Origin of the sequence: Pontibacter litorisediminis (assembly GCF_029360645.1) — a bacterium.
Classification (GTDB): domain Bacteria; phylum Bacteroidota; class Bacteroidia; order Cytophagales; family Hymenobacteraceae; genus Pontibacter; species Pontibacter litorisediminis.
Genome location: NZ_JARDUA010000007.1, coordinates 1 through 24,752, shown reverse-complemented (window position 1 = coordinate 24,752; position 24,752 = coordinate 1). Strand labels below are relative to the sequence as shown.

Sequence of the window (24,752 nt, the reverse complement as noted above, 5' to 3'; positions counted from 1 at the left end):
CCTTTTTCCTTACCTTCACCCCATGAAAAAAATATACCTCGCCCTTCTCTCTGTACTTGCCCTTAGTGCCTGCAGGCAGCAAGAATCGGAGCTGACCACTGCCGCCACCGTTGCCCCGCAAGATACCATCACACCAGATAGCACCATACAGCAAACTGCAGCCACAGAAACAGCAGCCGTTCCTACCTGCCAGCTGGAGGCACCCGCCTTGGCCCCTCCTGACACGGCCGCTAAGGATGCCAGGCTAACCGCCTACCTGCAGGAACTGGAGAAGGCCGTGCTGACGCAGAATACAAAGCAGCTCCAAGGCTTGGTAGACCCCAACATCCGGACAGGCTTTGATGAGAAAGGTGGCTGGAAGAGCTTTGCCAGGCAGTGGCAACCCGAGAAAGCCAGTTCTGAGGTGTGGCTGTTGCTGGAGCACCTGCTGCGGTTGGGCGGGGGCTACCCTGTAGCGGCCAACCACGAGGTGTATGCACTGCCTTATGTGTACAGCAACTGGCCCGACTCTATTGATGCGTTCATGCATGTGGCCGTGATAAAAAGCAATGCCATACTACGGGAGGAACCCGTGGCAAACGCAGCGGGGATCTGCGCCTTAAATGAGGTTATCCTTCGGGTGGATTACGGGAAATCTTACCCGGAGGGGGCGCCTGTAAAGGAGTGGTGGCATGTGCAAAGTGACGATGGCCAGCTGCAGGGCTACCTGCACCGATCCGATGTGCACAGCCCGGTAGGCTACCGCGCCATCTTCAACAAAAACAAGCAGGGCAACTGGCAAATGACAGCACTCGTGACCGGAGATTAAAAAACGCCTGCCGCTACATGTAGCGGCAGGCGTTTTTTAGGTTATCTATCTGTTTATACTTATGAAACTTAGACGAACAGCCCTTCCACCGATAAGTAACGCTCACCGGTGTCGTAGCAGAAGGTAAGCACCTTGGCGCCGGCCGGAATCTCCTCTTCCAGCTTCTTGTTTACAGCGGCAAGCGAGGCACCGGAGGATACCCCCACAAAAAGCCCTTCTTCGCGGGCAGCACGGCGGGCAAAGTCGAAGGCCTCGTCCTGCTGTATCTGCACCACCCCATCCAATATGGTGGTATCCATGATTTTAGGGATAAAACCGGCGCCGATACCCTGCAGTGGGTGTGGCCCTGGCTCTCCGCCACTTAATACAGGCGAGGCGGCAGGCTCCACGGCAAACACCTTCAGGTTCGGAAAGCGGTCTTTTAACACCTTGGCCACACCGGTGATGTGCCCTCCTGTGCCCACGCCGGTTATCATATAATCAAACCCATCCGGAAAGTCCTCCAGAATCTCCTGCGCCGTAGTGTCTATGTGCACCTGGGTGTTGGCTTCGTTGTCAAACTGCATCGGCATCCAAGCCTTATCGTTCTCCTGCACAATCTCCTGTACCCGTTCTATAGCCCCTTTCATCCCTTTCTCGCGCGGAGTTAGCTCCAGGCGCGCACCGTAAGCGGCCATCAGGCGGCGGCGCTCCACTGACATAGACTCCGGCATGACAAGGATCAGGTCATACCCCTTTACGGCGGCCACCATTGCCAAGCCTACGCCCGTGTTGCCCGAGGTTGGCTCTACAATCACGCTATCCTTTGTAAGAAGGCCTCTGCGCTCGGCATCCTCGATCATAGCCAGGGCAATACGGTCTTTTATGCTTCCACCCGGGTTGCTGCGCTCCATTTTCATCCATACTTCCGCATCCTTGTTAAAGAGCTTGCTGATGCGTACGTGTGGCGTGTTCCCGATTGCTTCTAATATTGTGTTTACTTTCATATGGATTTGTGTCTGTTAACATGATTAGATGGAAAAGTTGAGCGCATTGGCTGGCTCTGCCGAGCGGCGGACATCAATTTGCGGGCGATGGTACACCCGAGAGTATGGCGGCACGCTCTCCGTAAGCCACACATTGCCACCCACGATGCTGTGGGCCCCCACTACGGTGTTGCCCCCAAGTATCGTGGCCCCGGCGTAAACCACCACATGATGCTCTATGGTGGGGTGGCGCTTGATGTTAGCCATGGCCTTGTCTACGCTCAGGGCACCAAGGGTCACGCCCTGGTACAGCTTCACATGGTTCCCGATCACACAGGTCTCCCCTATCACGATACCGGTGCCGTGGTCTATGCAGAAGTGGGAGCCGATTTGGGCGCCGGGGTGAATGTCGATGCCGGTGCGGGCGTGGGCGTACTCGGTGAGCACGCGCGGTAGCAGTGGCACCTGCAGCTCGTACAGGGCGTGTGCCAGGCGGTATACGGCTACCGCCTTAAAGCCAGGGTACGTACGCACCACCTCTTCTTTACTCTGTGCGGCGGGGTCGCCGGCGGCAATGGCCTCGGCATCCATCAGCAGCAGCTCGTAAATGTAAGGCAGCTCCTGCATCATCCGCTCCGCCAACTCGCTGGCGGGTCTGGGCAACTCGGCCTCCATACTTGTGAGGATGCGCATCATGTTCAGTTGCAGCCCTTTGCTGAACTCCTCCAGCTCCTGCACCGTCTCAAAGCGCACGTCGGCCATGGGGGGGAACAGCAACTGCAGCACCCCCTCCACCAGGTTGCACATGGCAGAGGCCGGCACCTGGTGCTTTGCCCGATGATGGCTAAGAAATAAAGTATTCAGAAATTGGCTGTTCATGATGCTTTAAAAACGTATGCGGTGAGCTGGTGTTTTAGGCTCAACAAAAAAAGCAGGCAATTGTTAGCCTCACCTAGCCTGGCATCAAAAAAGGGAGCCTTAAAGGGGCTCCCTTCTCAATTCTTTGCTTGGGCGCTCTTGCCTATTCACGGCAAAACTCTATCACATCAATAGCACCGCCACCGCTGTGGGCGGACTCATTGCCGAACACCACACGCAGCTTTACCACACCCGGCGTATCTACACGCAAGCGGGTGGCCCCGTAAGCACCGGTCACAGGCAAGGCCATGGTTTTTATGATACTGCCGTCTTTATCAAGCAGCTCCAGCTTAGAGCCAGCTTCTTCTTCCGTGATATCGAGCACGTGCAGGCCTTTTAGGTTGATGCTTCCCATGGCAGAGAAGTCCATTTCGATGCGGCAGCCCTTGTCGTAGAGCTTTGCCCTGGTGCCGTTGCCGCGGCCCACGGTCAGCACCTGGCCCATCGGGCGTATAGCAGCCGGGCTGGGCGTCCTAAAATCCTTGTTTCTGCTGTCGGGCGCACCCGTATCGAACAGCAACGCTGTGTTTCCGATGCCGTAGCGGCCATCGCCCAGGCGGTACTGCGCCGAAACGCGCACCGGTGTGTTTTGGCTGTATACCGTAGTAACGGCGCCCATACTTGTTTCTGTAGGGGTATACTCGTCAAACTCTATGATTTCACAGCTGCCCGGGTCAGTGCCAAAGTTCTTTTCCTGAGAGGCGCTCATGGGGTTGGCCTCCATCTCCTCGGCTTTTTCACAGCCCATCAGCACGACACCAAACATACAAACAAAGGCGGCTTTAAAAGTAAACTTCTTCATACTACACATTTTATATTATTTTCATACAACACTTGCACATAAACCTCTCCCTGCTACCCCTGCAGGAGCAGCACCAATGCTGGTATAAACAAGTACAGATTGGCTATAAACGATCCAGGAGAACATATGTGCTGTGTTAGGTACGCAACCTCATCAGAAAAGGACGAAATAAATTTCATTTTTTCGTCCAACACCGCCCCACACACAATTGTACTTATACTATCGGACTTCAGTAAACGTGTTGCTTCCGCTAACCCGGCCACCATTTGCATGGAAGACTATCCCACCGGCAAAAAAAGAAGGGGGCGCTTTCCAGCACCCCCTTCTTTACCTGTTGTCTTACCAGGTCCTAGTCGCAGTGGCCGGGGCCTATTATGCCATTGTTATACTTGTCCAGGGTGTTGCCCAGAGCTGTGAATTCCTCGCGCAACGCTTTGTTGTTCTTTGTTACCTGGCTTGGCTTGTATTGCTTAAACAGCTCGGTTGCTTTGTTGTAAGCATCCAGCGCCTCTCCGCTCATGCCTGCTCCGGCTGCCAGGTTGAGGGTGGCGGCCACGTACTGGTGCGCCAAAATAAAGTAGGCGTTACCCTTTGGCTGCTCCTGCAGGATTGTGTAGTAGGTGTATCCTGAAGAAAAGAATGACATGTTGTAGTACGCATCCCAGGTGCTGTCATACTTTTTGTTGTTGCTGTCGGCATGCGTTTTCCAGTAGCCCTGGGTGCGTGTACAGCCTCCGGTAGCTGGTGGTGTTACAACAGCGGGCTCAGAGCAGAAAACAATGTTGTCGATACCTCCCGATCCAACGTTTCCCTGGCCATCCAGCACCACAATCAGCTTCTCCACGTTTTTGGTGCCCTTCAGGTCTACTGTCTGCACACTTCCCTCCTCTTCGTAAGGCGTGAGCGGGAAATCTACAGAACCGCCTCCGGCCAGCATGAGTCGCACGTAAGATTTATCCTCCAGAGGGGAAAGATCTATGTCCACCACATCAATGGATTGCATCGTCACGGCCCCACCTTCCACATCTGAAAAGCTGAGCTCCATGGTGGCGCCCCAGGCGTTGTCGTTGGGGCCGGCTATGCGGATGTCCCTTCCTGACGGGCTATAAACCCCATCCGGGTTTGCAGCTATTTCTTCTTGGGTGAAATGGTTAGCAACCAGCATTTTGCCCAAGGAGGTTGCCTTGCCCAAATCATGCGCATCATCCCCTGTCGGATTGACAGCGTCATAGATTCTGGCCACGTTCACGTCAGAGTAAACACCAGCCTCACTTCTGTGTGTATTCTTCACCCACACCTTGCCAAAAGGAGTCGTTACATGGTCAATAAAAGGCAGGTCCTCAGGGTTGTCGGCAGTATACTCTTCAAAATCAATAGCATAACAATTCCCATCCATCAGGGTCTTTTGGTCTACCCCAGCCGTGAAAGCAGGGTTTACTTCTTCGGTTTTCTCACAGCTCACTAACGCCATTGCAGCCAGGCCACATCCTAGCATGTTCAGATAAAAGTTCTTTTTCATAGTTAACTTTAAGTGTATGGTAAATTTAACAATCTCCCTGGCCCTACTGCCAACAGCAGCACCGGAAGCATTAAATCTCCATACTTGATTTGCACAAAAAAAGATACTTTAACCTTACAAAACACGAAAACAGGAGCTCCTGCCGTAAAATAAAGTGCAAAAACAACCTCTGAAACCGGCTACACCGACATAAGCCAATAATTGTACTTTTAAAAAGAAAGCAGAAAGAAACAACATCCTTCGAAAGCGGGAAGGGCACCCGCAAAGTGCTACTTTAACAGCGACTAGAGGGGTAAAAGCCGTTTATTTTTCGCTGCGACGCACCACCAGCATCAAATACAAAAAAGCTAAGAGAGAGAAAGCGCCCGATACCCAAAACGCCAGCGTGAAATTGCGGCTCTGGTTGCCGTAGAGCCAGCCGGAGCCGAGGGCGCCTAAGCCTATGCCCACCTCCAGGGCGATGTACATGGTGGCCATGGCCCTTCCCCGGTGCTCCAGGCGGCTCAGGTCAATCGTCCAGGCGTAAATGGTAGGCGAGTTCATGCCGGTGGCCACGCCGAACAGCACCCCGGCCAGTAGCAGCCCTGTGTCCGTTGTAACCAGGCCAATCACCACCATGGCCAGCGTCAGCAGGAAGGAGCTTACCCGCAGCACCGCCACGCGGCCATACTTATCAGAAGCCTTGCCTGCCAGGAAGCGGATAGCCAGCGAGGAGAGCGTGAAGGAGGTAAAGAAGAGGCCCTTGTTCTGGATGCCAAGGTGCGCGCTGAAATCCGGGATGATGGTGAGCACCGTGCCGAATCCAAAGGAGGTGAGCAGCATCACAAGCGATGGAGCCAGCACCCGCGGCTCCAGTACCTCCTTGCGCGAGATGCGCAGCAGCTTCCAGCTGAATTTTTGCGGCCGCTCCACTGTCTCCTGCATGTGCCAGATAACGGCCACCGACAGAAAAGCCGCCGCCGACGAAGTATAAAACATGGCGTCTGCCGTATACTCGCTCGCGATCAGGCCGCCCAGAGCAGGCCCCGCCGCCATACCCAGGCTCCCCGAAAGCCCCAGCAGGCCCATGGCCTCCCCGCGCCGCTCCACCGGCACCAGGTCGGCCACGTAGGCAGACTTGCCTGTTGGCGTGAAGCCTGTGGACAGGCCATGAACAAAGCGCAGCAGCAGGAAAGCCGCCACAGTGCCTACCAGCGGGTACAGGAAACCCATCGCCACACACACCACACTGCCCACCACCATTACCGGCACCCGTCCGATCTCATCGGCCAGCTTGCCACTAAATGGCCTTGAGAGGCCAGCAGTAAGCGCAAAGAGCGAGATTATTAAGCCTTTGTACTCCTCACCGCCCAGGCTAGCCAGGTAGTCGGGCAACTCTGGAATGATCATGTTGAAGCTGGAGAAGAAGAGGAAGGAACTCAGGCAGAGCAACCCAAACTGCATCCCATACACCCGCTTTGTCAGTTCAGCCATAGTTTAAACTTCAGACCGCAATTTGGCAAAGCTTTGGCTCTTGTGCTAGTGGCAGAGAAGGATTTGAGGCAATTGCGGAGGGCCGGAATGGAGAAGAAGTCGTTTATGGAACAAACCTATAGCACTAAAAATCAGGCAAATGAACAGGCAGGCAACATTAAAAGAGAAACGCAGAACCGGACTTATGCTTGCATGGCCGGCTCAGAAGGAGACGGTTTAACACCATTGATCGCGATGCCTTTCTCCAGCGCTGCCAAATGGATGCTGCGCGACACGTGCCGGGCAATCTTTGGGTCCTGGATGGCCGTAAGGCGCATTTTGACGATTGCCCCCCCTCTCAGTACAAAATTCACTGCATGCACAGAGATTTTCAGCTCCTCTACCTGCGGCCACTCCACCACGGTCTGGCCACCGAACAGCGAGAGGCGGTAAGCAATGCGATCAGGCGTCATAGAGAAAAAGGCATCCTTAAAATGCAGCACCGAACTACCATAGGCTATCGAGAGTATCCCCAGCAACATGATAACGGCACTTGCCACCGCCCAGCCTTCACGAAACTGCCCGATCCAAAGAAACTCCCGGAGCAACGCATATCCACCCCCAAAGAACAGAAACAGCCCTAGCAGCAACATAGACTTTTTGGTTGACCGCAACTGTCTGCCGGGGTACAGGTTTACATACATATGGTTTGTTTTCGGTTTTAGTGGAGGTTGATTCCTATATGTCGCGTCTTTTCCAAAACCTGCTCCTTAACATGCCGTAGCAGCTCATCGTTCTGCAGGTGCTCCAGGCTAACCTCGTGCACCTCTTCGTTCTTTAATACGAAAGTGATTTTATATAGATTTATTTTAACTAAATCAATTTCAGTCCAATCGAATTCATGCTCCGGATGCAGGAAACGGGTACGGTAACGAACCCCCTCAGCACTGAGCGTAAGGTGACGGCGGTACTGTGGGGCCCGGTCGAGCCAGACACTGAGCATAAAGTAGGCGGGCACCAGCAGGCTGAGCAACAGGATGAGCACCAGTAGCAAAGTAAAAACCTTGGCTACGAGCAGGTACAGCAGCAGGCCAGCGTGCAGCGCCATGAGCACCAACGCCAGCTGCATAAGGCGCTGCTCAGTGCGTGGTTTTAAAATAAAGGCTCCCTCAAAAAGCCTGATACTGATGTCCTGCATAAGGGCACAGATGGTTTTCCGTCTAAAAATATAAAAACCTCCTTATATATCAAAACTGGTCCCGCTGCTGCATATCAGCGCATTTTAGTAACTTAAAGCGCCAATTAGAAAAATCCATGAAACTACGCTATACCTGGCTGCTTGCCCTGGGCACGCTTGCCTCCTGCCAATACCTGCCCCTGCAGCGCAGCGCCACCAGCACGCTGCAGCCGGCCAACAATAAGTTCGGCGACATAACCCTGCAGCAAATTTATACTTTGCAGGATGAGCGCAATACAACCGGGCTGCTGCCGTACCTAAGCAACCCGAATGCCTCTTACCGCCGCCATGCGGCACTGGCCTTTGCCTCCGTGCAGGACACCGCCGCTTTGGCAACCCTACAGCCCCTGCTGCACGACTCCGTGGCCGCTGTGCGCGAAGCCACTGCTTACGCCCTGGGCCAAACCGGGCACAGCCGTGCCGAGGGCGAGATCATAAACCAATTGAAGGAGGAGCAGGCCCCGGAGGTGCAGGCACAGTTGCTGGAGGCGCTGGGCAAGGTAGGCACCGCCCAGGCAGCCGATTTCCTAGCCAACTATAAGGCCACAAGCCCTGAGGCACTGGCTGGGCAGGCATGGGGTATTTACCGCCTGGGCCTGCGCCAGCAGCAAAACCAGCAGGTGGTGCAGCAGGCCGTTGAGTTGCTGGCGCCGGCCTCCATTTACGAGGCACGCCTGGCTGCCGCGCATTTTCTGGCCCGCACTCCAAAGCTAGACCTGACACAATACCGCCAGCAGGTGCTAAATGCCGCTACCTCAGACAAAGCGCCGGAAGTGCGTATGGCAGCCGCGCAGGCGCTGGCAAAGGTAAGGGCGCTGGACAAGGCTGGCTTCCTTTCCAACATTGCGCAGAGCGACCCTGATTACCGCGTGCGCCTGAGTGCCGTGCGCTCCATGGCCGGGCTGGAGTTCTCCGAGATCAGCAAGGCCGTGCTGGCTGCCCTGCAGGACCAAAGCATCAACACGGCAGTGGCCACCTCGGAGTTTCTGGTGGCTAACAACGCCGGTGTTCCGGCCCAGGCGCTGCTGGAGGTGCTGCCTAACCTGCTCGACGCCCGCGTGCGCAGCAACGTTATCTGGGTGATCCTGAAAAACAGCCAGGCGCAGAACCGTACGTACCTGAACCCGCGCTACAAGCAACAATACCAGAACACCCGCACCGCTTACGACAAGGCGCACCTGCTCAAGGCCCTCTCCGGCGACTTTAACAACTATGAGTTTATAGCCGAGCAGGTTTTCCTGGCGGAGGAGCCTGTTATCGCCACCACCGGCATGGAGGCCCTGATCCTGATGCGCCAGCAGCCTGACTTTCCGAGGAGACTGGAGGCACCCTTTGCTGATATTTTCAGGCACGCGGTTGCCTCCGGCGATGTGGCACTGGTAGGCATGGCCGCCGCCGCCATCCGCGACCCCAAGCTTAACCTGCGCAGCCAGTACAGCAACTATGCCTTTCTGGGCCAGGCACAGCAAAAGCTGCAGCTGCCCCGCGACATGGAGACCAACATTGAGCTGCAGAAAACCATTGACTACCTGAGCGGCAAGCAGGAGAGCGAGACGCCGCAGAACCCGTTCACCCACCCAATAGACTGGGAGCTGGTGAAAGCCATCCACCCGAACCAGCAGGTGCTGCTGCGCACTGAGAAGGGCAGCATTACCCTGCAGCTTTTTGTGGAAGATGCCCCCGGCTCCGTGGCCAACTTTGTGGAGCTCACGCAGCAGGATTTCTTCAACAATTTATACTTCCACAGGGTGGTACCGAACTTCGTGGCGCAGGGTGGCGACAAGCGCGGCGACGGCTGGGGCAGTTCCGACTACTCTATCCGCTCTGAGTTTGCCCCGATGCACTACTTTGAAGGCTACGTAGGCATGGCCTCTGCCGGCAAAGACACGGAGAGCAACCAGTGGTTCATCACCCATTCGCCCGCCCCGCACCTGGATGGCCGCTACACGATCTTTGCCAAGGTTATTGACGGCATGGACGTGGTGCACCGCCTGGAGGTAGGTGATAAGATTGTGGATGTGGAGGTAGTAAACCTACAGCCTGTGGTAACCAGCTCGGTCAGGTAGGGTGTATCGCTTATTCATAATATTAGAAAATGGACCAACCTTGGCCTGAGGAACTGCCCGTGGCGCAGGTAAGAATAGCCCGCCCCACCGACAAGCTGCAGGAGATAGAGCGCTTCTACTGCCAAGGGCTTGGCTTGCGCAAACTGGGCGGCTTTGAAAACCACAACGGCTACGATGGCCTTATGCTGGGCTTGCCCGGTTTTGCCTATCATCTGGAGTTTACGCAGCACGAGGAGGGCAGCCCCTGCCCCGCCCCAAGCAAAGACAACCTGCTGGTGCTCTACATCCCCGACCGGAAGAGGCTAAGCAGTGTAGTGCAGCGGCTGGTACAGTTGGGTTACCTGGAGGTGGAGCCGGAGAGCCCTTACTGGAAAGAGAAAGGAGCCGTTACGGTAGAGGACCCGGATGGCTGGCGCCTGGTGCTCATGCCCACCAGCGGGATAGGATAAAAAGAAAGGCTGCTCCAGGTAGAGCAGCCTTTTATACTTTATGGCATAGTCAGCTTTACGAGCAGCGGTTTACGCTCATATCGGCAGGTGCCGTTAGCTTAGACCAGTTCCTGATCAACTGAATAAACTCCTGCTGCAGCGAGCGGCTCTTGTCTTTGGCATACCAGGCGTGCAGCTTCTCGGCGAACTCGCTGTAAGGGGCATCCTGCGCCTTCATCTCCAGGAACAGCTGCTGTGCCGGCTCCGGGCGTGGTCCCCAAGTGCCAAGCTCCTCCATTGAATCCGATTTTAAGACGATGAGCTTCGGAATGGAACGGCCGCCGTTGGTCAGGTAAGCATCCATGATGTCCGGGTTTTCGTCGCGCAACAGCAGCTTTACCTCAATAAGCGGGGAGGCATCGGCAATCTTAACGATGGCCGGCAAGCACTGCGCTGCATCGCCGCACCAAGCCTCTGTCAGCACCACCCACGTCATGTGGGTCTGCACGCTCAGCATCACCTGCACCAGTTCATCCTCCAACACAGTTTTCTCCACACGGCGCATGCGCTGCATGTTCATGCGGGTATACTCTACCATTGCCTCGGAGTGGTTTGTGCCGGTAGTTTTATTCTCAGCCAGCAGTTTGTCTATCATGTCGCGGTACTGCGCGTAACTGATTGCCTTTTGGAGATGCTCGGGAGTAATTACTGATTTTGCCATTGTCGTATCTATCATATCGTTTCTATGTTGGTTCTGGAATATCTTCTCAACTATATATTTACAAATCTCTACATTAAATAGTTCCGCTGCCTTTGCTGCGCAGGCGAAACAGGCAATGCCGCTTTGCGCGATTGGTCAAGTTATTTGCGGCATCCGCCAGGCACAAAAGCTATTGATAGCCATACCTTTGCCGTATAAACACAAACACAAAGCAACATGGCTACAGACACCTTCAAATTTTTAGTACTTGGCGGAACAGGCAGTATCGGGTATGCCTTTACACAAGAGCTTTTGCAGCACCAGGAGCAGGTAACGCTGCTGGTACGGAACAAACAGAAGGCGCAAAAGTTATTTGGCCAATGGCCCACGCTACAGCTGGTAGAAGGAGACGCGCAAGACGGTGAACTGCTGAAGAAGCTGGGAGCAGAAGCGACGCACATCTTTCATGGGGTAAACTACCCTTACGGAAAGTGGCAAGGCAACATGGAGCGTGTAACGCAGTATGTGATTGAGGCCGCGGCCATAAACAAAGCTACGATTTTTTTCCCGGGAAACATATATAATTTTGGATTAATTGAGGTCATCCGGGAAAGCACACCCCAGAGACCCATCACTAAAAAGGGAGCCATACGGGTAAAGCTGGAGCAGATGCTGCGCCTGGCGGCAGAGCAGAACAAGTGCCGCGTTATCACCCTGCGCCTGCCCGACTTCTGGGGGCCAAACGTGATGAATGAGGGAATTGCGCCTATCTTTAAAGGAGCGCTGGCAGGCAAACCCATGCCCTGGCTCTACCGCAACGACCTCCCGCACCAACTGGTGTACACACCTGATGCAGCCCGCGCCTTTTACGAGTTGGCAAAGCTGCCGCAACTGCCACCATACGCCGAATATAACTATGCCGGGGAGGTGGTACCCAGCATAAAACAGTGGCAGGCGCAGATAGCCGAAATAGCGGGCACCAACGCCAAGTATAAAGTATACCCGGGCTGGCTCTTTAAGCTGATGGGAATCTTCTCCAAAGACATGCGCGAGATCAGCGAGATGGGCTACCTCTGGCAAAACACCATCCTGCTAAACGACGACAAACTGCGCCAGGCCCTGCCCCACCTACAGCGCACACCCATGCAGCAGGCCATAGCCGAGACGCTGGAGTGGCACAGGAAGAGTTAGAGAGTTTGGAAGTTAGAAAGTTTGAGGCTGTAGAGCCACAATACGTTGTGTCTTTATACTTTCTGCCGCAGTTAACCTCAGCGTATGTTGTTGCTAAATAAGCAGCAGTTTTAGCTGCTTTGTAGAAGCAAGGACTTTAAAGGCGCAGGCTATACTTTAGCTATGGCAAACATTGGAGTACCTCGGCTAACTATCCTTTTCTGCTCCGCAGAAAGCATGTTACAGACTTGCCTCATGCACAAATTACGCTACCGCTAAACTTGCGGCGGCACTCGTTAACTCTTTAGCCCTCTAACTCCTAGTGTTCGCTTTTCTCGCCGGCGGTAACGGCTATAGGCAGGAAGTTCTGGCGCGGTGGCAACGGACAGGTGGCATAGCCGGTGAAGGCGCAGGGCGGCGTATAGGCCTTGTTGAAGTCGATGTAAGTTTTGCCGCTGCTGTCGGGCTTGGGCATGTATAAATAACGGCCCGAACCGTAGGTGTCGGTGCCGTTGGTTTTGTCGGCGAAGATGATGAACAGCTCCTCGCCCTCCTCCAGCGCATCGAGGCGGTACTCCTGGCCGTCTACCCTAAACACCACCGCCCCCGGCGACGGCTCCTGCGAAGTCTGCCCCAGCACGTTGGTGATCGGGATCTGTTTTGGCAGCGGGTTCTGTTCCAGCCTAGCCTCCAGCCTCCACTCCGGCTGCACCGGGTAACGCTCCAGGCCAGCAAAACTCTTGCGCGCCTCGCTCTCTGCATCCCACAGCCGCACAGCATACTTGTCGCCGCGCTGGATCACCACCCACTTTAAAGAGCCGTGACGCATTTCGGCTGGCTGCTCCATGGCAGGGGCATACACCTCCGCCTCCTGCTGTACCGGTTCTCCGTCCAGAGTTATTCCTGCGCCATGAGCTGGCTGCAGCTTTACCACGTTCCCTTCCAGCACGAACTCCCCGGCCTGTGCCGCTATCTTCCCTTCCGGGAAAACGATTTTGTTGCTTTCGGCACTGCCAAAGCTGTTGCTGCCCGGCTCCAGCCAGTATAGCCCCGCCAGTGCCAACCATCCGTCCTCCTTCTGCAGGTTCTGCACCCGCGTGGCGTGCCAGGCATCTATACTTGCCACATAACCTGAGTCTGCCTCAGCAGCCTGATTTATACCTTGTGTGTCGGCTGGCTGCGATTCGGAGCAGGAGGAAAGTATAAAACCGGCCAGTGTCGCGGCGATAAGGTGTTTTTTCATGGTGTCGGCTGATGTGTTATGTATGGATGCAGGTGCAAAGGTATAAACTAATGCTGGAATTTATACCTCCAGCAGCCGCTGCCCGCCTCAGGAGGGGAGTTGGTTCAGCATAAGAAACGCCCTCTTAGAGCTGCGCTTTTCCATTCCTTTTTTGTCATCCTGAAAGGATCTTGTGGGCCAGGAGCAACAGTCTAGGCTCCCCTTCTACCAAGCTTCTTCACAAAATAGCAGGGGTTTCAACCCTACTTTCAGGGGGAGCAGTTTTACTCCTGAAGGGGAGAGAAGGGTGAAACGTCACCTGCAAAACCTAAGCTGCTGCCATGCGCTGGCGGTAGGCAGCCGGTGGCATGCCCGTCCACTTTTTAAAGGAGCGCGTGAAAACGCTGGGTTCGGAGTAGCCGAGCAGGTAGGCGATGTCGGTGATGGTGCTTTGGTTGTCCTGCAGGTGCTTGACGGCTATTTGCCTGCGCACCTCGTCCAGCAAGGTCTGGTAGGTAGTGCCTTCCTCCTTTAGCTTGCCCTGTAGGCTGCGTACGCTCATGGCCAGGCTGCGGGCCACGGTGTTGATACTTGGCTCCTCCCCCTTCAACAGGTGCACGATCTCCCGCTGCACCCGCTCCCGTACGGATTTAGGCTCGTGCAGCTTCTGCAGGTAATCCTCAGCATACTTCTCGAAGAACTGACTGAGCTCAGGGTTCGCCGTTACCACCGGCAGCCTCAGATAGTCCGCACTAAAAACAAGCCCGCTATACTTGGCGCCGAACACCAGTTCCGCACCGGCAAATATCCGCTCGTGCTCTTTTATACTTGCCGGCCTGGGGTACGCGAACAACACCTGCTTGTACTTCAGCTCCTGCCCCACCAGTGCCGAGAAGGCGTTTTTGTAGATCACCAGCTCCGAGTCCAGGGCATTGCGCGGGTGCAGCAGCGCCGGGCTAACAGCCTGCAGCTTTACGAGTGCCTGCTGCCCCTGCACCTCCAGGCTGGTGCGGATCGCGCCACAGATCACGTCCTGGTACTTGCACAGCTTTAGCAGCGACTCGTGCAGCGTGGGCGCGTTCATCATCACATAGGCAATCGTACCCATGGAGGTAGGGTTTATACTTTCCGCCACATGCAGCGCCAGGTCCGGGTCCTGAGAGGCGGCAATGGCGGCGTTCCACAGGTCCTGCACCGTCTCCACCGAAACGCGGGCATTCACATCCTGTACCAGCCGCTGGTCCAGCCCCACCTGCTGGCAGATGGCCTCCACATCCAGCCCCTGCTGGCGCAGCACATGCAGCAGCATCCCTACCGAAGGCGCACTGAGAGAATGAGTTTCGGGTGTCATTAGGCTAACGTGTAAATCGCTGTAAAAATAATAAAATCCCCTGCCTGGGTGCAGTTGTAGTTCGGCAAAGTATAATTTTCTATCTTAGAAAGGAAATGGAAAGCCCGATAGACCTCGACAACCTTACCGGAAAAGAAGTAACCCAAGCCCTCGCGCTGCACGAACTAACCTATGGATGGCTGCAGCAGGTGGTGTTTCGGGTGGAGGAAGTATGGCTGGTAATTAGTGTAAATGAGGATACGGATGAAGTCGTGCTTTCCGTACTTCCGGAGCTGGATTTTGCGGCGCTGGAGCAGCAGTACAGCTTTACCCAAGTCTCTAACCAGCGCAAAAAGATTGCCTGGCTTTGGCGCATGACCAACCAATTTGGCTACGAAGACGGCTTTCAGCTAGCGTTTGACGATGTGGAGGGGACGAATGTGCAGCTGTTGGCAGAGGCGTCGCAGCTACAGCTGCATATTTTTCAGAGATACAGATAATCTACACTTCCTAAAACAATGGACAAACTTCTTTTCCTCCTACTGCTACTCTTTGCCTCGACAGCCACCATGGCACAACAAGCTCCGCCACTTACCGGCGACTGGAACGGCTCCCTGAAGGTAATGGGCACTGAGCTGCCCCTTGTTTTCCATATCCGTACTGCCGAGGACGGTAGCCTTACCGCCACCATGGACAGCCCCAAGCAAGGCGCCACGGGCATACCCGTGCAGCAGGTGCGGCAGGTGCAGGACAGCCTCTACATCGACATGAAGAACATTGGTGCGGCCTACGTAGGCAAGCGTACCGACGCCCAGACCATAGACGGGCAGTGGCAGCAGGGTGGCCAAAGCTTTGCGCTGCAGTTAAAGAGTGGCGCTGCCGCCGAGGCGATGAAACGACCGCAGGAGCCCACGAAGCCCTACCCTTACCAGGAGACGGAGGTAACCGTGGAGAACAAGGCAGCCGGTATTACACTGGCTGGCACGCTGACGATACCACAGGGTAAAGGCCCGCACCCTGCCGTGTTGTTGCTCACCGGCTCCGGCCCCCAGGACCGCGACCAGACCATTTTGGGCCATAAGCCGTTTCTGGTGCTGGCCGATTACCTCACCCGACAGGGCTTTGCCGTGCTGCGCCTCGACGACCGCGGCACGGGTAAATCAGGTGGCGATTTTGCCTCCTCCACTACCGCGGATTTTTCCACGGATGCCGCCGCTGCCTATACTTACCTGAAGAACCACCAACTTATAAATAAGAAGAAAGTAGGCCTGCTGGGCCACAGCGAAGGTGCGCTGATCGCTTCAGAAGTTGCCTCTAAAAATCCAACCGTAGCCTTTGTGGTGTTATTGGCAGGCAATGCCGTGCCGGGCACCGAGCTGCTCGTGGCGCAGAACAAGGCCCTGCTGGGGAACGCCGGTGTGCCGCAGGAGCAGCTGCAGAAGTACCTAAGCCTCCGCGAGGCCCAGTTTAGAGTGGCCGCTACCGAAAAAGACACAAATAAAGCCGCCGAGCAGATACGCCAGTTGGAGCAGGAGGCAAAAGCGAAACTGACACCGCAGGAACAGCAGCAACTCGGCCTCACCGATAGAGCCGAGCAAGCGATCGTGGCTCAACTCAGCTCGCCCTGGATGCGCTATTACCTGGCGTACGACCCCGCTCCTGCACTGCAGCAACTGAAAATGCCGGTACTGGCCCTGAACGGCACCAAAGACCTGCAGGTGCCTTACCAGCAGAACCTGCCCGCCACCGAGAAAGCCCTGAAAGCCGGCGGCAATAAAAAGTATACGATCAGGGAGATGCCCAACCTCAATCACCTCTTCCAGACGGCCAAAACGGGTGGCCCGGCAGAGTATGGGCAGTTGGAGGAAACCTTCGCCCCAGCGGCTTTGGAGGTAATTAGTGATTGGATGAAGGGGGTGGTGAGGTAGCAGATTTCATTGAATTTATCAGTTACTCCTCTACTATCATAAAATGCTAATAAACATTTAAATATGATTAATAAACTGTCTGAAATACTTTTACATGAGTCAGAAAGCACCATTCTTGACTTTAAGCAAGAACAATATCCACTTGGTAAAGCCTATAAGAAAAACGAGTTATTAAAAGACATTAGTGCATTTGCAAACCATCTTTCAGATAGTGACAAGTACATAATTGTGGGAGTTGTTGAAAAGGGTGGTTTAGCAGATAGATTTATAAGCATTGAAAACCTAGTAGATGAGTCTAAGTATCAGGAGTTAGTTAATAAAAACATTGAGCCGGAAATTAACTTTGAGTACAAAACCTTTGACTATGAAGGATGTAAGTTGGCTTACTTTCGAATATTTGATAATAGAAATAGGCCCTATTTATTTAAAAAAGACTTAAAGAATCCTATCAATCAGGAAATAGAGTATAGAGCTGGTGATGGATTTACACGAATTGGCACTTCTACAAAGAAGCTTGACAGAAGTGATTTCGATAGAATATACGCTTCTAAGTATAAAGCAAAAGACAGAAAAGAGGATTTAGAAATAACTACTTGTTTTGGTATTCCTGAGAATCAAGAGCTAACAAATTTTGATGTTAGATATTTAGATCTAGATATTGAAAATCTTTCAAACCAATCTATAGAGTTTGATATCGAAATGAAAGTATTTAGGCCACATACAGGCTTATTAATTAGCCAGACAGATTTGACACGTGAGATCAGAAATAACAGCTATAATGGCTTTGGTGGGGTAATGTATCATCCAGTTATTTCAAATCTCTATGTTAGCTTTGATGATCATGAAGGTTCCTTAACTGTTATAAGAAATAGGCTAAGGCATAATAAAACAGCTGTAGCGTTACCTCAAAGGTCGAAAGAGAAGAGAATTTTTGACGAGCAGCTTTTAGCAATTTTCTCGTCAGAAGAGGATAAACCTAAAATCATCAAAGCTGAAGTAATTTTAAGAAGCGATAATTTCATTGATGGATGCTTAGTTAAAGAAGTTGAGTTTCACATATGATAACTCCCTCCGCTAGTGCGAGCTTGTAGCTCGTACTCCAACATATTTGTAAAAAGATGCGAGCTACAAGCTCGCACCAGCCAACGTAAGAGTGTAAACCTCATTCATCCCCCTCCCATGAAAACCGAAAAAGAGAAAATGCTTGCCGGTGAGCTGTACAACGCGCTGGACCAGGAACTATCAGATGACAGGCTGCGGTGCAGGTTACTGTTAAAACAGCTGAACGACAGCCGGGAAGACGAGGTGGAAGAACGGGGCCGCGTCCTGAAAGAACTGATTCCGAACGCTGGCGATGGGCTGTGGCTGCAGCCGCCTTTCTACTGCGACTATGGCTATAATATGGTAATTGGCGAGAAAGTGTTCTTCAACTTCAACTGCGTAGTGCTGGATGTGGCGCAGGTAACCATCGGCAGCAGAACCTTGTTTGGGCCTAACGTGCAAATTTATACTGCCACCCATCCCATTAACCATGTGGAACGGGCCTCGGGACTGGAGTATGCCAAACCCATTTCCATTGGCGAGGATGTGTGGGTGGGCGGCAGCGTGGTCGTTTGCCCCGGCGTAAGTATAGGCCATCGCTCGGTTATCGGGGCAGGCAGTGTGGTGACGCGTGATATTCCGGACGGAGTGTTTGCCGCAGGTAACCCTTGCCGGGTCATCAGGCATCTGAAAGAGGATGCCAACGCATAGGTTAGGCTTTGATTCCTTAGTGAAATTGTTACACCTCGCGCGAGTTTGCAAAACTGTAGCCCTTCTATGATGCAGATGCTTTTCCCAATAGGGCGGAGGTCCAGCACATAGCTGGCCACAAGCGGACGCCTTATCCTGTTCCGCAACTTTTTCAGTTTTGGCCCTTTTAGGCCTTACAGTGACAGAACTATCCCCTTGAGGGAATTATAGGGGTGTTTACACCTGAGGGTGCACCAGTTGTTTACCACAAATAGCAGCATGTTCCATAGCTTTACACCCCTGTGGTCCCCTCAAGGGGACAATTCTTCTAAACAAGGGCTTTTTTCAGAAAAGTTATGGAACAGGATAAGGCAAGGACGCTCGCGCCATGTGTACTTACAGCCGAGACCGCTTCTATCCAAAGTATAAAAACAAGAGCCGGTGCAGGTTTCGGTCCCGCACCGGCTCTTGTATGAAGTATAAAAGCAGCTGTAACTATACGGTAAAGTAAGTCTCCAGCTCACGCAGCGTGTTTTCGTTTGTCTGCATGTCCTGCACCAGCTGGCCTTTCTCCAGGATCATAATGCGCTCGCATACTTCGATGACGTGGCTCAGGTCGTGGCTGGAGATGAGCATGGTCATGCGCTTTTGCTCGCGCAAGGTGCGCAGCAGGTTCTTCAGGCGGATCTGGGAGCTGGGGTCGAGGTTGGCGAAAGGCTCGTCCAGGATCAGCAGCTCCGGGTTGGAGAGGGCGGCGGCGGCAATACCGATCTTCTTCTGGTTCCCCTTCGAGAAGTCGCGGATGTACTTGCGCTGGTTCAGCACCTCCCCGTTAAACAGGTCCATGAACGGCAGCAGGCGCTCGGTGATGTCACCGTCGGAGAGGCCGTGCAGGTCGGCGATGAACTTGAAATACTCTTCTGCCGTGAGGTAGTCGATCAGGAAGCCCTCGTCCAGGTGAGAGCCAGTGTATGTTTTCCAGTCCTCCTGCTGCGCCACGTTAATGCCTTTGGAGAACACCTCGCCCTTGCTAGGCCGGATCAGGTCCAATATCAGGCGGAACAGCGTTGTTTTACCGGCACCGTTGTTGCCCACCAAGCCAATCGCCTCGCCGGCATGTATCGCCAGCTCTGGTATGTTGACTACTACCGTGCCGTTGTATACTTTCTGTAAATCCTTTATCGTTAGCATATCTTTTACTTTTAACGTTCTTATTCAGACTGGCGGAAACCCGTGGCCAGTTTATACTTGTGCTTCACAAACCACAGAGCCGACCACTGCAGCAGTTGCTTCTGGAAGATCAGGCCCAGCAAACCCAGGCCTCCTATGGTTGCCAGACCCACGTAAGGGGCCTCTATCAACCCGAAGGGCAGGTAAATGAGCAGCGGCACAATGATGAGCGGCAGCATCATCACAAACTTAGATGCCCCCACGCCCTGCCAGTTGAAGGTTGTGCCACGGCTCAGGTCCAGGCGGGCGGTGTTGTAGGCAGAGAAATAAAAGATGACAAACACATTCACCCCAATGTTGTAGAGCAGCGCCGCTGTGTTGATGAGGATGATCTTATAGCCGAGCAGGCCGTAGGGCAGCGTGATAAGGTAAGTGAGCAGCGTTACCGACACAAACATCCAATATTTGGCTTTCAGGAACTGGTACGGCGAAATGCGCTGCGTGAGCAGGGCATCGAAATGCGCACTTTGCCAGCCCGGCACAAACTGTCCGTAGCTAAACATGGCCATGCCAATCATCATCAAACCTGCAAAAATGAGCATGGCAAAACCGTCTATGTAAGGCTCCTTATAGAAGATCATGCCGTAGAAAAGTATGAAGGCAGACATCATCAGCGTAGACTTCGGGCGTTTGTTGCGCCAGATCAGCTTCAGTTCCAGCTCTATCAGCTTGCCGGTCTCGCCGAAGCGGCTCAGGAAGGCAATGTTGCTGCCCGATACCTGCGTCGCCTTACGCACCTGCAGTTCCTCAGGGTACATGCTCTCCTTCAGGAAGCGGAAATTAAAAGTATAAGCTACAGCCAGCAGCAGCAGGGGCACCGCTACCAGCCAGGGCTGCTGCAGCAACTGCCCAAACGCCGCCCTGGAGGCCACATTTAGCGAGAGCAATTCAAAGTAATCGAGCAGCATCAGCCCCGAAACCACCACGCCGAAGGCCAGCGTGTACAGCGGCTTAGAAGCCAGCTGCCGCTTAAAGTACAGCAGCACAAAGTTGTTGAACAGCGTAAGCGCCACCAGCGCCAGCAGCCACACCAAGGCTACACCCAGGCCATGAGCCGGCACCACTGCCGACACCATGAAGGGCACCATAAACAGCAGCGGCAGCACGTTCAGGAAGCTAAAAACAGACTTAACCAGCACAAAGTGCACCAGCTTGTTTTTACCTATCGGCAGGTGCAGGTAAGGCTGCACAGCCAGCACGGGCAACTCCTGCAGCATGAACCGGAAGAACAGGTCCACCAGAAAATAATAAAGCATACCGCCGCTGAACACCGCCACCGGGTCCTGGCTCGGGAACACTTTCAGCAGGATATCATCGATGTTGAAGCCCAGGAACAGGAAGATGCTGCCGAAGTACAGGATCAGCAGCCCCATGATAATATTGAGCGCCAGACTTTTCTGAAATACAGAGGAGCGCAGATCGGCTTTCCACTGGTGGGTAAGTAAGGTTAGCAGCATAGGCAGGAGTAAGTATATCGTTTCCTAAATATGCCTAAAACCAGTCTTAAACCCAATAGAACGGCCCTGTTTTATACGAACCTTAGGATAATTTATACTTATCGGGCGATGAGTAGGATGAACAAGAAGGTAATTTTCCACTACCGGTTCGAACTCCCCCTGCCCCTTACACTTAGTCCATAGCAAAGGCGGTGGCTATCGGACTAGAACCCAGTCTTTGGGTTGAGCGCCTTCTAGATTTCCGGTGCCGAAGGCATTGCGACGTCAGGAGCAAAGGAAATGTAGACAGCGCGATGCCCGAAGACGAGCCCTCTCGGGCTAGAGAGCACCAAAGCAAGAGATGAAACGATAGGTGTGTGGGAACTAGAGGATCAGCGGCAGCTAGAAAAGATAGCTTGGCTCAGATTGCGGGAAGCCGCGGCTAATAGCGGCACAAGCGGACGCTTGCGCCAGAGAAATTATGAAGTATAGCCCAAGTATAAGTTGTGCCTTTTCAAATTAATTGAGTTAGAGACTCAACATCATTAGTAAGTCACACGTCTGAAGACTTGCGCCATTATACAACAGTCCCCTTACTTCACCGGATCATACCCACTCCCACCCCACGGATGGCAACGGCCAATGCGCTTCAGTGCCATCCATCCACCTTTAAACGGGCCATACTTGTTCACCGCCTCCACCGCATACTGCGAGCAGGTGGGGGTGTAGCGGCAGGCAGCAGGCGTGAGCGGCGAGATCATGTGCTGATACACCCACACCACGCCCAGCACCAGTTTCTTTATTATCCAGGTCATGGTTTGGTTTTTGTAACAAGTAGGCAAAAGGTGGCACTTTTTAGTAAATTTGCCACAGTTTAACTAATCTAAACATATTTCCATGTTAAAAAGAATCCTTTCACTCTTACTTTTAGTCTCGCTGAGCATGCCGTTCGCGGCCAGGGCAGACGAAGGTATGTGGCTGCCGATGCTCATCAAGCGTCTGAACCACACGGATATGCAGAAGCAGGGGCTTCAGCTAACGGCTGAGGAGATCTACTCTGTCAACAACTCAAGTCTGAAAGACGCCATCGTGCAGTTCGGTGGTTTCTGTACTGGTGAATTCATTTCGCCGGAAGGCCTGCTGCTGACCAACCACCACTGCGGTTACGGCCAGATCCAGTCGCACTCCACCCCAGAGAACGACTACCTGACCAACGGTTTCTGGGCTACCTCTAAAGACCAGGAGCTGCCAAACGAAGGCCTGTTCGTGGACATCCTGCACTACATGGATGACGTGACAGGCAAGGTGCTGGAAGGTATCGACAACAACACGCCGGAAGAGCAGCGTGCCCAGCTGGTGGCTCAGCGCATGCAGGCTATCGCCAAGGAGGCCTCTGAGAACGGCAAGTACGTAACTTACGTGCGCGACTTCTTCAACGGCAACGAGTTCTACCTGTTCGTGTACAACCGCTACACCGATGTGCGCCTGGTAGGTGCCCCGCCATCATCAATCGGTAAGTACGGCGGCGACACCGACAACTGGATGTGGCCGCGCCACACCGGCGACTTTTCTATGTTCCGCGTGTACATGGCCCCGGACGGATCTCCGGCGGAGTATAGCAAAGAGAATGTGCCTTACAAGCCGGCGCATCACCTGCCTATCAACATCGGCAACAAAGAGCCCGGCGATTTCTCGATGGTGTTCGGCTTCCCGGGCCGTACCAAGCGCTTCATGACTTCGCATGGCCTGAAACTGGAAGTAAATCAGTTGAACAAGTCTCGCATCAAGCTGCGCGAAAAGAAGTTGGGTATCTGGAAAGAGGAGATGGACAAAGCCGATGCTACCCGCATCAAGTATGCTTCTAAGTATGCCTCTACTTCCAACTACTACAAATACTCTATCGGCCAGAACGAAGGTATCAAGCGTATGCGCACTGTAGAGGGCAAGATTGTGGACGAAGACAAGTTCCAGGCCTGGGCTAACGCCGACGCTGAGCGCAAGGCCACGTACGGCAACGTGCTGAACGAGATCGCTGATGCCTATGCCACGATCGAGAAGTACAACCTGGGCTCTGTATACCTGAACGAGGCTGTGCTGGGCACTGAGTCGCTGCTGATGGCTTACCGTCTGACGCCGGTTTACAACGCGCTGAAGTCGGGCAACGCTGCTGCGGCCAAGAAAGCCGCGGAGGACCTGCAGCCACGCGTAGACGCCTTCTTTAAGGATTACCACCTGCCAGCCGACAAGAAAGTGTTTGCCGCCATGATGAAGTCCTACCACGAGGACATTGCCAAAGACCAGCAGCCAGAGGCGTTTAAGGCAATGGTAAAGAAGTACAACGGCAACTTCGATAAACTGGCCGACTACGTGTACAGCAACTCGATGGTGGTGAACCAGCAGAAGCTGAACAGCTTCCTGAAGAACCCGACGCAGAAGGCACTGGAGAACGATCCGGCCTTCCAGATCGTGAACGCGATCATCGATAACTACAGAACCAACATTGCGCCTAAACTGCAGGAGAGTGAGGCGAAACTTGCCAAAGCGAACCGCCTGTATGTGGCTGGCCTGCGCCTGATGAACCCGGACAAAGTATACTATCCGGACGCCAACTCCACCATCCGTTTGAGCTACGGCTCTGTTAAAGACTATAGCCCACAGGATGGCGTGCTGTATAACTACTATACTACCATGGAAGGCCTGATGGCGAAGGAGGACCCGAACAACGAGGAGTTCGTTGTGCCATCCAAGCTGAAGCAGCTCTACGAAGCGAAAGACTACGGCCGCTACGCTAACGATAAGGGCGAGCTGGTGGTAAACTTCATCACCGATAACGATATTACCGGTGGTAACTCCGGTTCCCCTGTCATCAACGGCAAAGGTGAACTGATCGGCCTGGCCTTCGACGGCAACTGGGAAGCCATGACCGGCGACCTGGTGTATGACCCGGATTACAAGCGTTGTATCAACGTGGACTCTCGCTACGTGCTGTTCATTATCGACAAGTATGCTGGTGCCTCAAACCTGATCAGCGAGATGACGATTGTGAACAGCGATAGCCCGGGTGCCGGCGATGCCGCTGAAGCAAAAGCCACCGCAGCCACACCACAGGCCGAGTTGTTGAATGCGGTTGTGGAAGAAGCCAAGCAGAACCTGCAGCAAGGCAAAGACGAGTTCAAGATCAACAAGAAGAAAGGCGACGTGAGGGTAAAACTTCAGGTGAAAGACTAATTAAGTGCTTTTCTAAAGTATAAAAACCGGCGCCGGGGCATCCTCGGCGCCGGTTTTGCTTTTGTGTGGGTCCAGCCACACCCGGCGGCGGCCAGGCTCACCACGCTTCATCATAGAATTGTTTGAATAACTGGGTTGCAGCACCGGGTCCAACTACCCCTACCACTCCTTGTTTAAGGAGGGGAATTCTGTTCCAGCTCCGTTAGCGGCTGCTACCGAAATGATACCCAGTCCTTGGGTTGAGCGCCTTCTAGATTTCCGGTGCCGAAGGCATTGCGACTGCAAAGGAAATGCAGACAGCGCGATGCCCTTATCGAGGGCCCCTACCCCCAGGAGAGCCCTCTCGGGCTGGAGAGCAGAAAGCATACTATGAAACAAGTTGATTTTAAGGCTATGGATCAGCAGTAGCTAGCAAGAATAGCTTGCCTCAAGCTGCAGAAAGCAGTGGCTAATAGCGGCACAAGCGAGGCTGTAAAATAAACTGTGTCAAAGGATTAGCAGTATTACCTTTAACACAGTCAACATGGAAGAGAGAAACGAGCTGGATCTGGAGAAGATCAAGCGCCAGTTCCTGGAGGAGTT

At 53.7% G+C, this 24,752-nt stretch carries 22 protein-coding genes; 9 read left to right on the top strand and 13 right to left on the bottom strand.

Annotation, left to right across the window (positions count from 1 at the left end):
• Window positions 1-22 precede the first annotated feature (22 nt).
• Entirely contained in the window at window positions 23-808 is a 786-nt protein-coding gene (locus PXG97_RS17505) for a hypothetical protein (RefSeq protein WP_276499107.1), read from the top strand.
• Window positions 809-876: 68 nt separating this feature from the next.
• Here PXG97_RS17505 and cysK read toward each other — a convergent pair whose 3' ends face one another.
• The 7 genes from cysK to PXG97_RS17470 form a co-directional block, all read right to left on the bottom strand.
• The gene (cysK, locus tag PXG97_RS17500; RefSeq protein WP_276499106.1) at window positions 877-1,794 is read right to left on the bottom strand and encodes a cysteine synthase A; all 918 of its coding nucleotides are present in this window, start codon (window positions 1,792-1,794) and stop codon (window positions 877-879) included.
• Window positions 1,795-1,818: 24 nt separating this feature from the next.
• The gene (gene epsC / locus PXG97_RS17495; protein WP_276499105.1) at window positions 1,819-2,652 is read right to left on the bottom strand and encodes a serine O-acetyltransferase EpsC; all 834 of its coding nucleotides are present in this window, start codon (window positions 2,650-2,652) and stop codon (window positions 1,819-1,821) included.
• Window positions 2,653-2,794: 142 nt separating this feature from the next.
• A complete protein-coding gene (locus tag PXG97_RS17490; RefSeq protein ID WP_276499104.1) occupies window positions 2,795-3,493 on the bottom strand; it encodes a hypothetical protein in 699 nt (232 codons plus the stop codon).
• A 349-nt stretch (window positions 3,494-3,842) separates the two neighbouring features.
• Window positions 3,843-5,012: a hypothetical protein gene (locus tag PXG97_RS17485; RefSeq protein ID WP_276499103.1), complete on the bottom strand. Its 1,170-nt coding sequence runs from the start codon at window positions 5,010-5,012 to the stop codon at window positions 3,843-3,845.
• 303 nt (window positions 5,013-5,315) lie between these two features.
• Complete coding sequence (locus PXG97_RS17480) at window positions 5,316-6,485, bottom strand: MFS transporter (protein WP_276499102.1); 1,170 nt, start codon at window positions 6,483-6,485, stop codon at window positions 5,316-5,318.
• A 182-nt stretch (window positions 6,486-6,667) separates the two neighbouring features.
• Window positions 6,668-7,168, bottom strand: coding sequence for a hypothetical protein (locus PXG97_RS17475; RefSeq protein ID WP_276499101.1), 501 nt, complete (start codon window positions 7,166-7,168; stop codon window positions 6,668-6,670).
• Between the two features lie 17 nt (window positions 7,169-7,185).
• Complete coding sequence (locus PXG97_RS17470; RefSeq protein WP_276499100.1) at window positions 7,186-7,662, bottom strand: hypothetical protein; 477 nt, start codon at window positions 7,660-7,662, stop codon at window positions 7,186-7,188.
• 116 nt (window positions 7,663-7,778) lie between these two features.
• On the opposite strand from PXG97_RS17470, the gene PXG97_RS17465 reads away from it, so the two are divergent.
• Window positions 7,779-9,767 carry a peptidylprolyl isomerase gene (locus tag PXG97_RS17465; RefSeq protein ID WP_276499099.1) on the top strand — a complete coding sequence of 663 codons (1,989 nt, stop codon included), beginning with the start codon at window positions 7,779-7,781 and terminating at the stop codon, window positions 9,765-9,767.
• A 29-nt stretch (window positions 9,768-9,796) separates the two neighbouring features.
• Entirely contained in the window at window positions 9,797-10,216 is a 420-nt protein-coding gene (locus PXG97_RS17460; RefSeq protein WP_276499098.1) for a VOC family protein, read from the top strand.
• A 55-nt stretch (window positions 10,217-10,271) separates the two neighbouring features.
• On the opposite strand, the gene PXG97_RS17455 is transcribed toward PXG97_RS17460, so the two are convergent.
• On the bottom strand, window positions 10,272-10,931 hold the full coding sequence (locus PXG97_RS17455; RefSeq protein ID WP_276499097.1) for a thioredoxin family protein: 660 nt from the start codon (window positions 10,929-10,931) through the stop codon (window positions 10,272-10,274).
• 201 nt (window positions 10,932-11,132) lie between these two features.
• Between PXG97_RS17455 and PXG97_RS17450 the strand changes: the two genes are divergently transcribed.
• Window positions 11,133-12,086 (top strand): NAD-dependent epimerase/dehydratase family protein, encoded by a 954-nt coding sequence (locus PXG97_RS17450; protein WP_276499096.1) that lies wholly within the window; start codon window positions 11,133-11,135, stop codon window positions 12,084-12,086.
• A 298-nt stretch (window positions 12,087-12,384) separates the two neighbouring features.
• Here the strand turns inward: PXG97_RS17450 and PXG97_RS17445 are convergent, their stop codons facing one another.
• Together PXG97_RS17445 and PXG97_RS17440 are read right to left on the bottom strand one after the other, a co-directional pair.
• Window positions 12,385-13,308, bottom strand: a complete 924-nt coding sequence (locus PXG97_RS17445) for a DUF1684 domain-containing protein (RefSeq protein WP_276499095.1) — start codon at window positions 13,306-13,308, stop codon at window positions 12,385-12,387.
• Between the two features lie 307 nt (window positions 13,309-13,615).
• Window positions 13,616-14,638 (bottom strand): AraC family transcriptional regulator, encoded by a 1,023-nt coding sequence (locus PXG97_RS17440; RefSeq protein WP_276499094.1) that lies wholly within the window; start codon window positions 14,636-14,638, stop codon window positions 13,616-13,618.
• 95 nt (window positions 14,639-14,733) lie between these two features.
• Here PXG97_RS17440 and PXG97_RS17435 point away from each other — a divergent pair, with 95 nt between their 5' ends.
• The 4 genes from PXG97_RS17435 (at window position 14,734) to PXG97_RS17420 (ending at window position 18,297) form a co-directional block, all read left to right on the top strand.
• On the top strand, window positions 14,734-15,117 hold the full coding sequence (locus PXG97_RS17435; protein WP_276499093.1) for a DUF6334 family protein: 384 nt from the start codon (window positions 14,734-14,736) through the stop codon (window positions 15,115-15,117).
• An 18-nt stretch (window positions 15,118-15,135) separates the two neighbouring features.
• Complete coding sequence (locus PXG97_RS17430; RefSeq protein ID WP_276499092.1) at window positions 15,136-16,545, top strand: alpha/beta hydrolase family protein; 1,410 nt, start codon at window positions 15,136-15,138, stop codon at window positions 16,543-16,545.
• Between the two features lie 63 nt (window positions 16,546-16,608).
• Complete coding sequence (locus PXG97_RS17425) at window positions 16,609-17,607, top strand: AlbA family DNA-binding domain-containing protein (RefSeq protein WP_276499091.1); 999 nt, start codon at window positions 16,609-16,611, stop codon at window positions 17,605-17,607.
• Window positions 17,608-17,724: 117 nt separating this feature from the next.
• Window positions 17,725-18,297 (top strand): sugar O-acetyltransferase, encoded by a 573-nt coding sequence (locus PXG97_RS17420; RefSeq protein ID WP_276499090.1) that lies wholly within the window; start codon window positions 17,725-17,727, stop codon window positions 18,295-18,297.
• A 474-nt stretch (window positions 18,298-18,771) separates the two neighbouring features.
• Here the strand turns inward: PXG97_RS17420 and PXG97_RS17415 are convergent, their stop codons facing one another.
• The 3 genes from PXG97_RS17415 to yidD all read right to left on the bottom strand — a co-directional run bounded on the left by PXG97_RS17415 (window position 18,772) and on the right by yidD (window position 21,757).
• Window positions 18,772-19,467: an ABC transporter ATP-binding protein gene (locus tag PXG97_RS17415; protein WP_276499089.1), complete on the bottom strand. Its 696-nt coding sequence runs from the start codon at window positions 19,465-19,467 to the stop codon at window positions 18,772-18,774.
• A gap of 20 nt (window positions 19,468-19,487) precedes the next feature.
• Window positions 19,488-20,963: a DUF5687 family protein gene (locus tag PXG97_RS17410; RefSeq protein ID WP_276499088.1), complete on the bottom strand. Its 1,476-nt coding sequence runs from the start codon at window positions 20,961-20,963 to the stop codon at window positions 19,488-19,490.
• Window positions 20,964-21,535: 572 nt separating this feature from the next.
• Window positions 21,536-21,757 (bottom strand): membrane protein insertion efficiency factor YidD, encoded by a 222-nt coding sequence (yidD, locus tag PXG97_RS17405; RefSeq protein ID WP_266202890.1) that lies wholly within the window; start codon window positions 21,755-21,757, stop codon window positions 21,536-21,538.
• Window positions 21,758-21,839: 82 nt separating this feature from the next.
• On the opposite strand from yidD, the gene PXG97_RS17400 reads away from it, so the two are divergent.
• Entirely contained in the window at window positions 21,840-24,170 is a 2,331-nt protein-coding gene (locus PXG97_RS17400) for a S46 family peptidase (protein ID WP_276499087.1), read from the top strand.
• The last annotated feature ends 582 nt before the right edge of the window (window positions 24,171-24,752 follow it).

Coding starts and splice junctions, on each gene's coding strand:
- cysK (WP_276499106.1), bottom strand. CDS start 1,794: ATGAAAGTAAACACAATATTAGAAGCAATCGGGAACACGCCACACGTA.
- PXG97_RS17445 (WP_276499095.1), bottom strand. CDS start 13,308: ATGAAAAAACACCTTATCGCCGCGACACTGGCCGGTTTTATACTTTCC.
- PXG97_RS17415 (WP_276499089.1), bottom strand. CDS start 19,467: ATGCTAACGATAAAGGATTTACAGAAAGTATACAACGGCACGGTAGTA.
- PXG97_RS17420 (WP_276499090.1), top strand. CDS start 17,725: ATGAAAACCGAAAAAGAGAAAATGCTTGCCGGTGAGCTGTACAACGCG.
- yidD (WP_266202890.1), bottom strand. CDS start 21,757: ATGACCTGGATAATAAAGAAACTGGTGCTGGGCGTGGTGTGGGTGTAT.
- PXG97_RS17465 (WP_276499099.1), top strand. CDS start 7,779: ATGAAACTACGCTATACCTGGCTGCTTGCCCTGGGCACGCTTGCCTCC.
- PXG97_RS17490 (WP_276499104.1), bottom strand. CDS start 3,493: ATGAAGAAGTTTACTTTTAAAGCCGCCTTTGTTTGTATGTTTGGTGTC.
- PXG97_RS17475 (WP_276499101.1), bottom strand. CDS start 7,168: ATGTATGTAAACCTGTACCCCGGCAGACAGTTGCGGTCAACCAAAAAG.
- PXG97_RS17425 (WP_276499091.1), top strand. CDS start 16,609: ATGATTAATAAACTGTCTGAAATACTTTTACATGAGTCAGAAAGCACC.
- PXG97_RS17435 (WP_276499093.1), top strand. CDS start 14,734: ATGGAAAGCCCGATAGACCTCGACAACCTTACCGGAAAAGAAGTAACC.
- PXG97_RS17430 (WP_276499092.1), top strand. CDS start 15,136: ATGGACAAACTTCTTTTCCTCCTACTGCTACTCTTTGCCTCGACAGCC.
- PXG97_RS17480 (WP_276499102.1), bottom strand. CDS start 6,485: ATGGCTGAACTGACAAAGCGGGTGTATGGGATGCAGTTTGGGTTGCTC.
- PXG97_RS17460 (WP_276499098.1), top strand. CDS start 9,797: ATGGACCAACCTTGGCCTGAGGAACTGCCCGTGGCGCAGGTAAGAATA.
- PXG97_RS17450 (WP_276499096.1), top strand. CDS start 11,133: ATGGCTACAGACACCTTCAAATTTTTAGTACTTGGCGGAACAGGCAGT.
- PXG97_RS17400 (WP_276499087.1), top strand. CDS start 21,840: ATGTTAAAAAGAATCCTTTCACTCTTACTTTTAGTCTCGCTGAGCATG.
- PXG97_RS17455 (WP_276499097.1), bottom strand. CDS start 10,931: ATGATAGATACGACAATGGCAAAATCAGTAATTACTCCCGAGCATCTC.
- epsC (WP_276499105.1), bottom strand. CDS start 2,652: ATGAACAGCCAATTTCTGAATACTTTATTTCTTAGCCATCATCGGGCA.
- PXG97_RS17410 (WP_276499088.1), bottom strand. CDS start 20,963: ATGCTGCTAACCTTACTTACCCACCAGTGGAAAGCCGATCTGCGCTCC.
- PXG97_RS17485 (WP_276499103.1), bottom strand. CDS start 5,012: ATGAAAAAGAACTTTTATCTGAACATGCTAGGATGTGGCCTGGCTGCA.
- PXG97_RS17440 (WP_276499094.1), bottom strand. CDS start 14,638: ATGACACCCGAAACTCATTCTCTCAGTGCGCCTTCGGTAGGGATGCTG.
- PXG97_RS17505 (WP_276499107.1), top strand. CDS start 23: ATGAAAAAAATATACCTCGCCCTTCTCTCTGTACTTGCCCTTAGTGCC.
- PXG97_RS17470 (WP_276499100.1), bottom strand. CDS start 7,662: ATGCAGGACATCAGTATCAGGCTTTTTGAGGGAGCCTTTATTTTAAAA.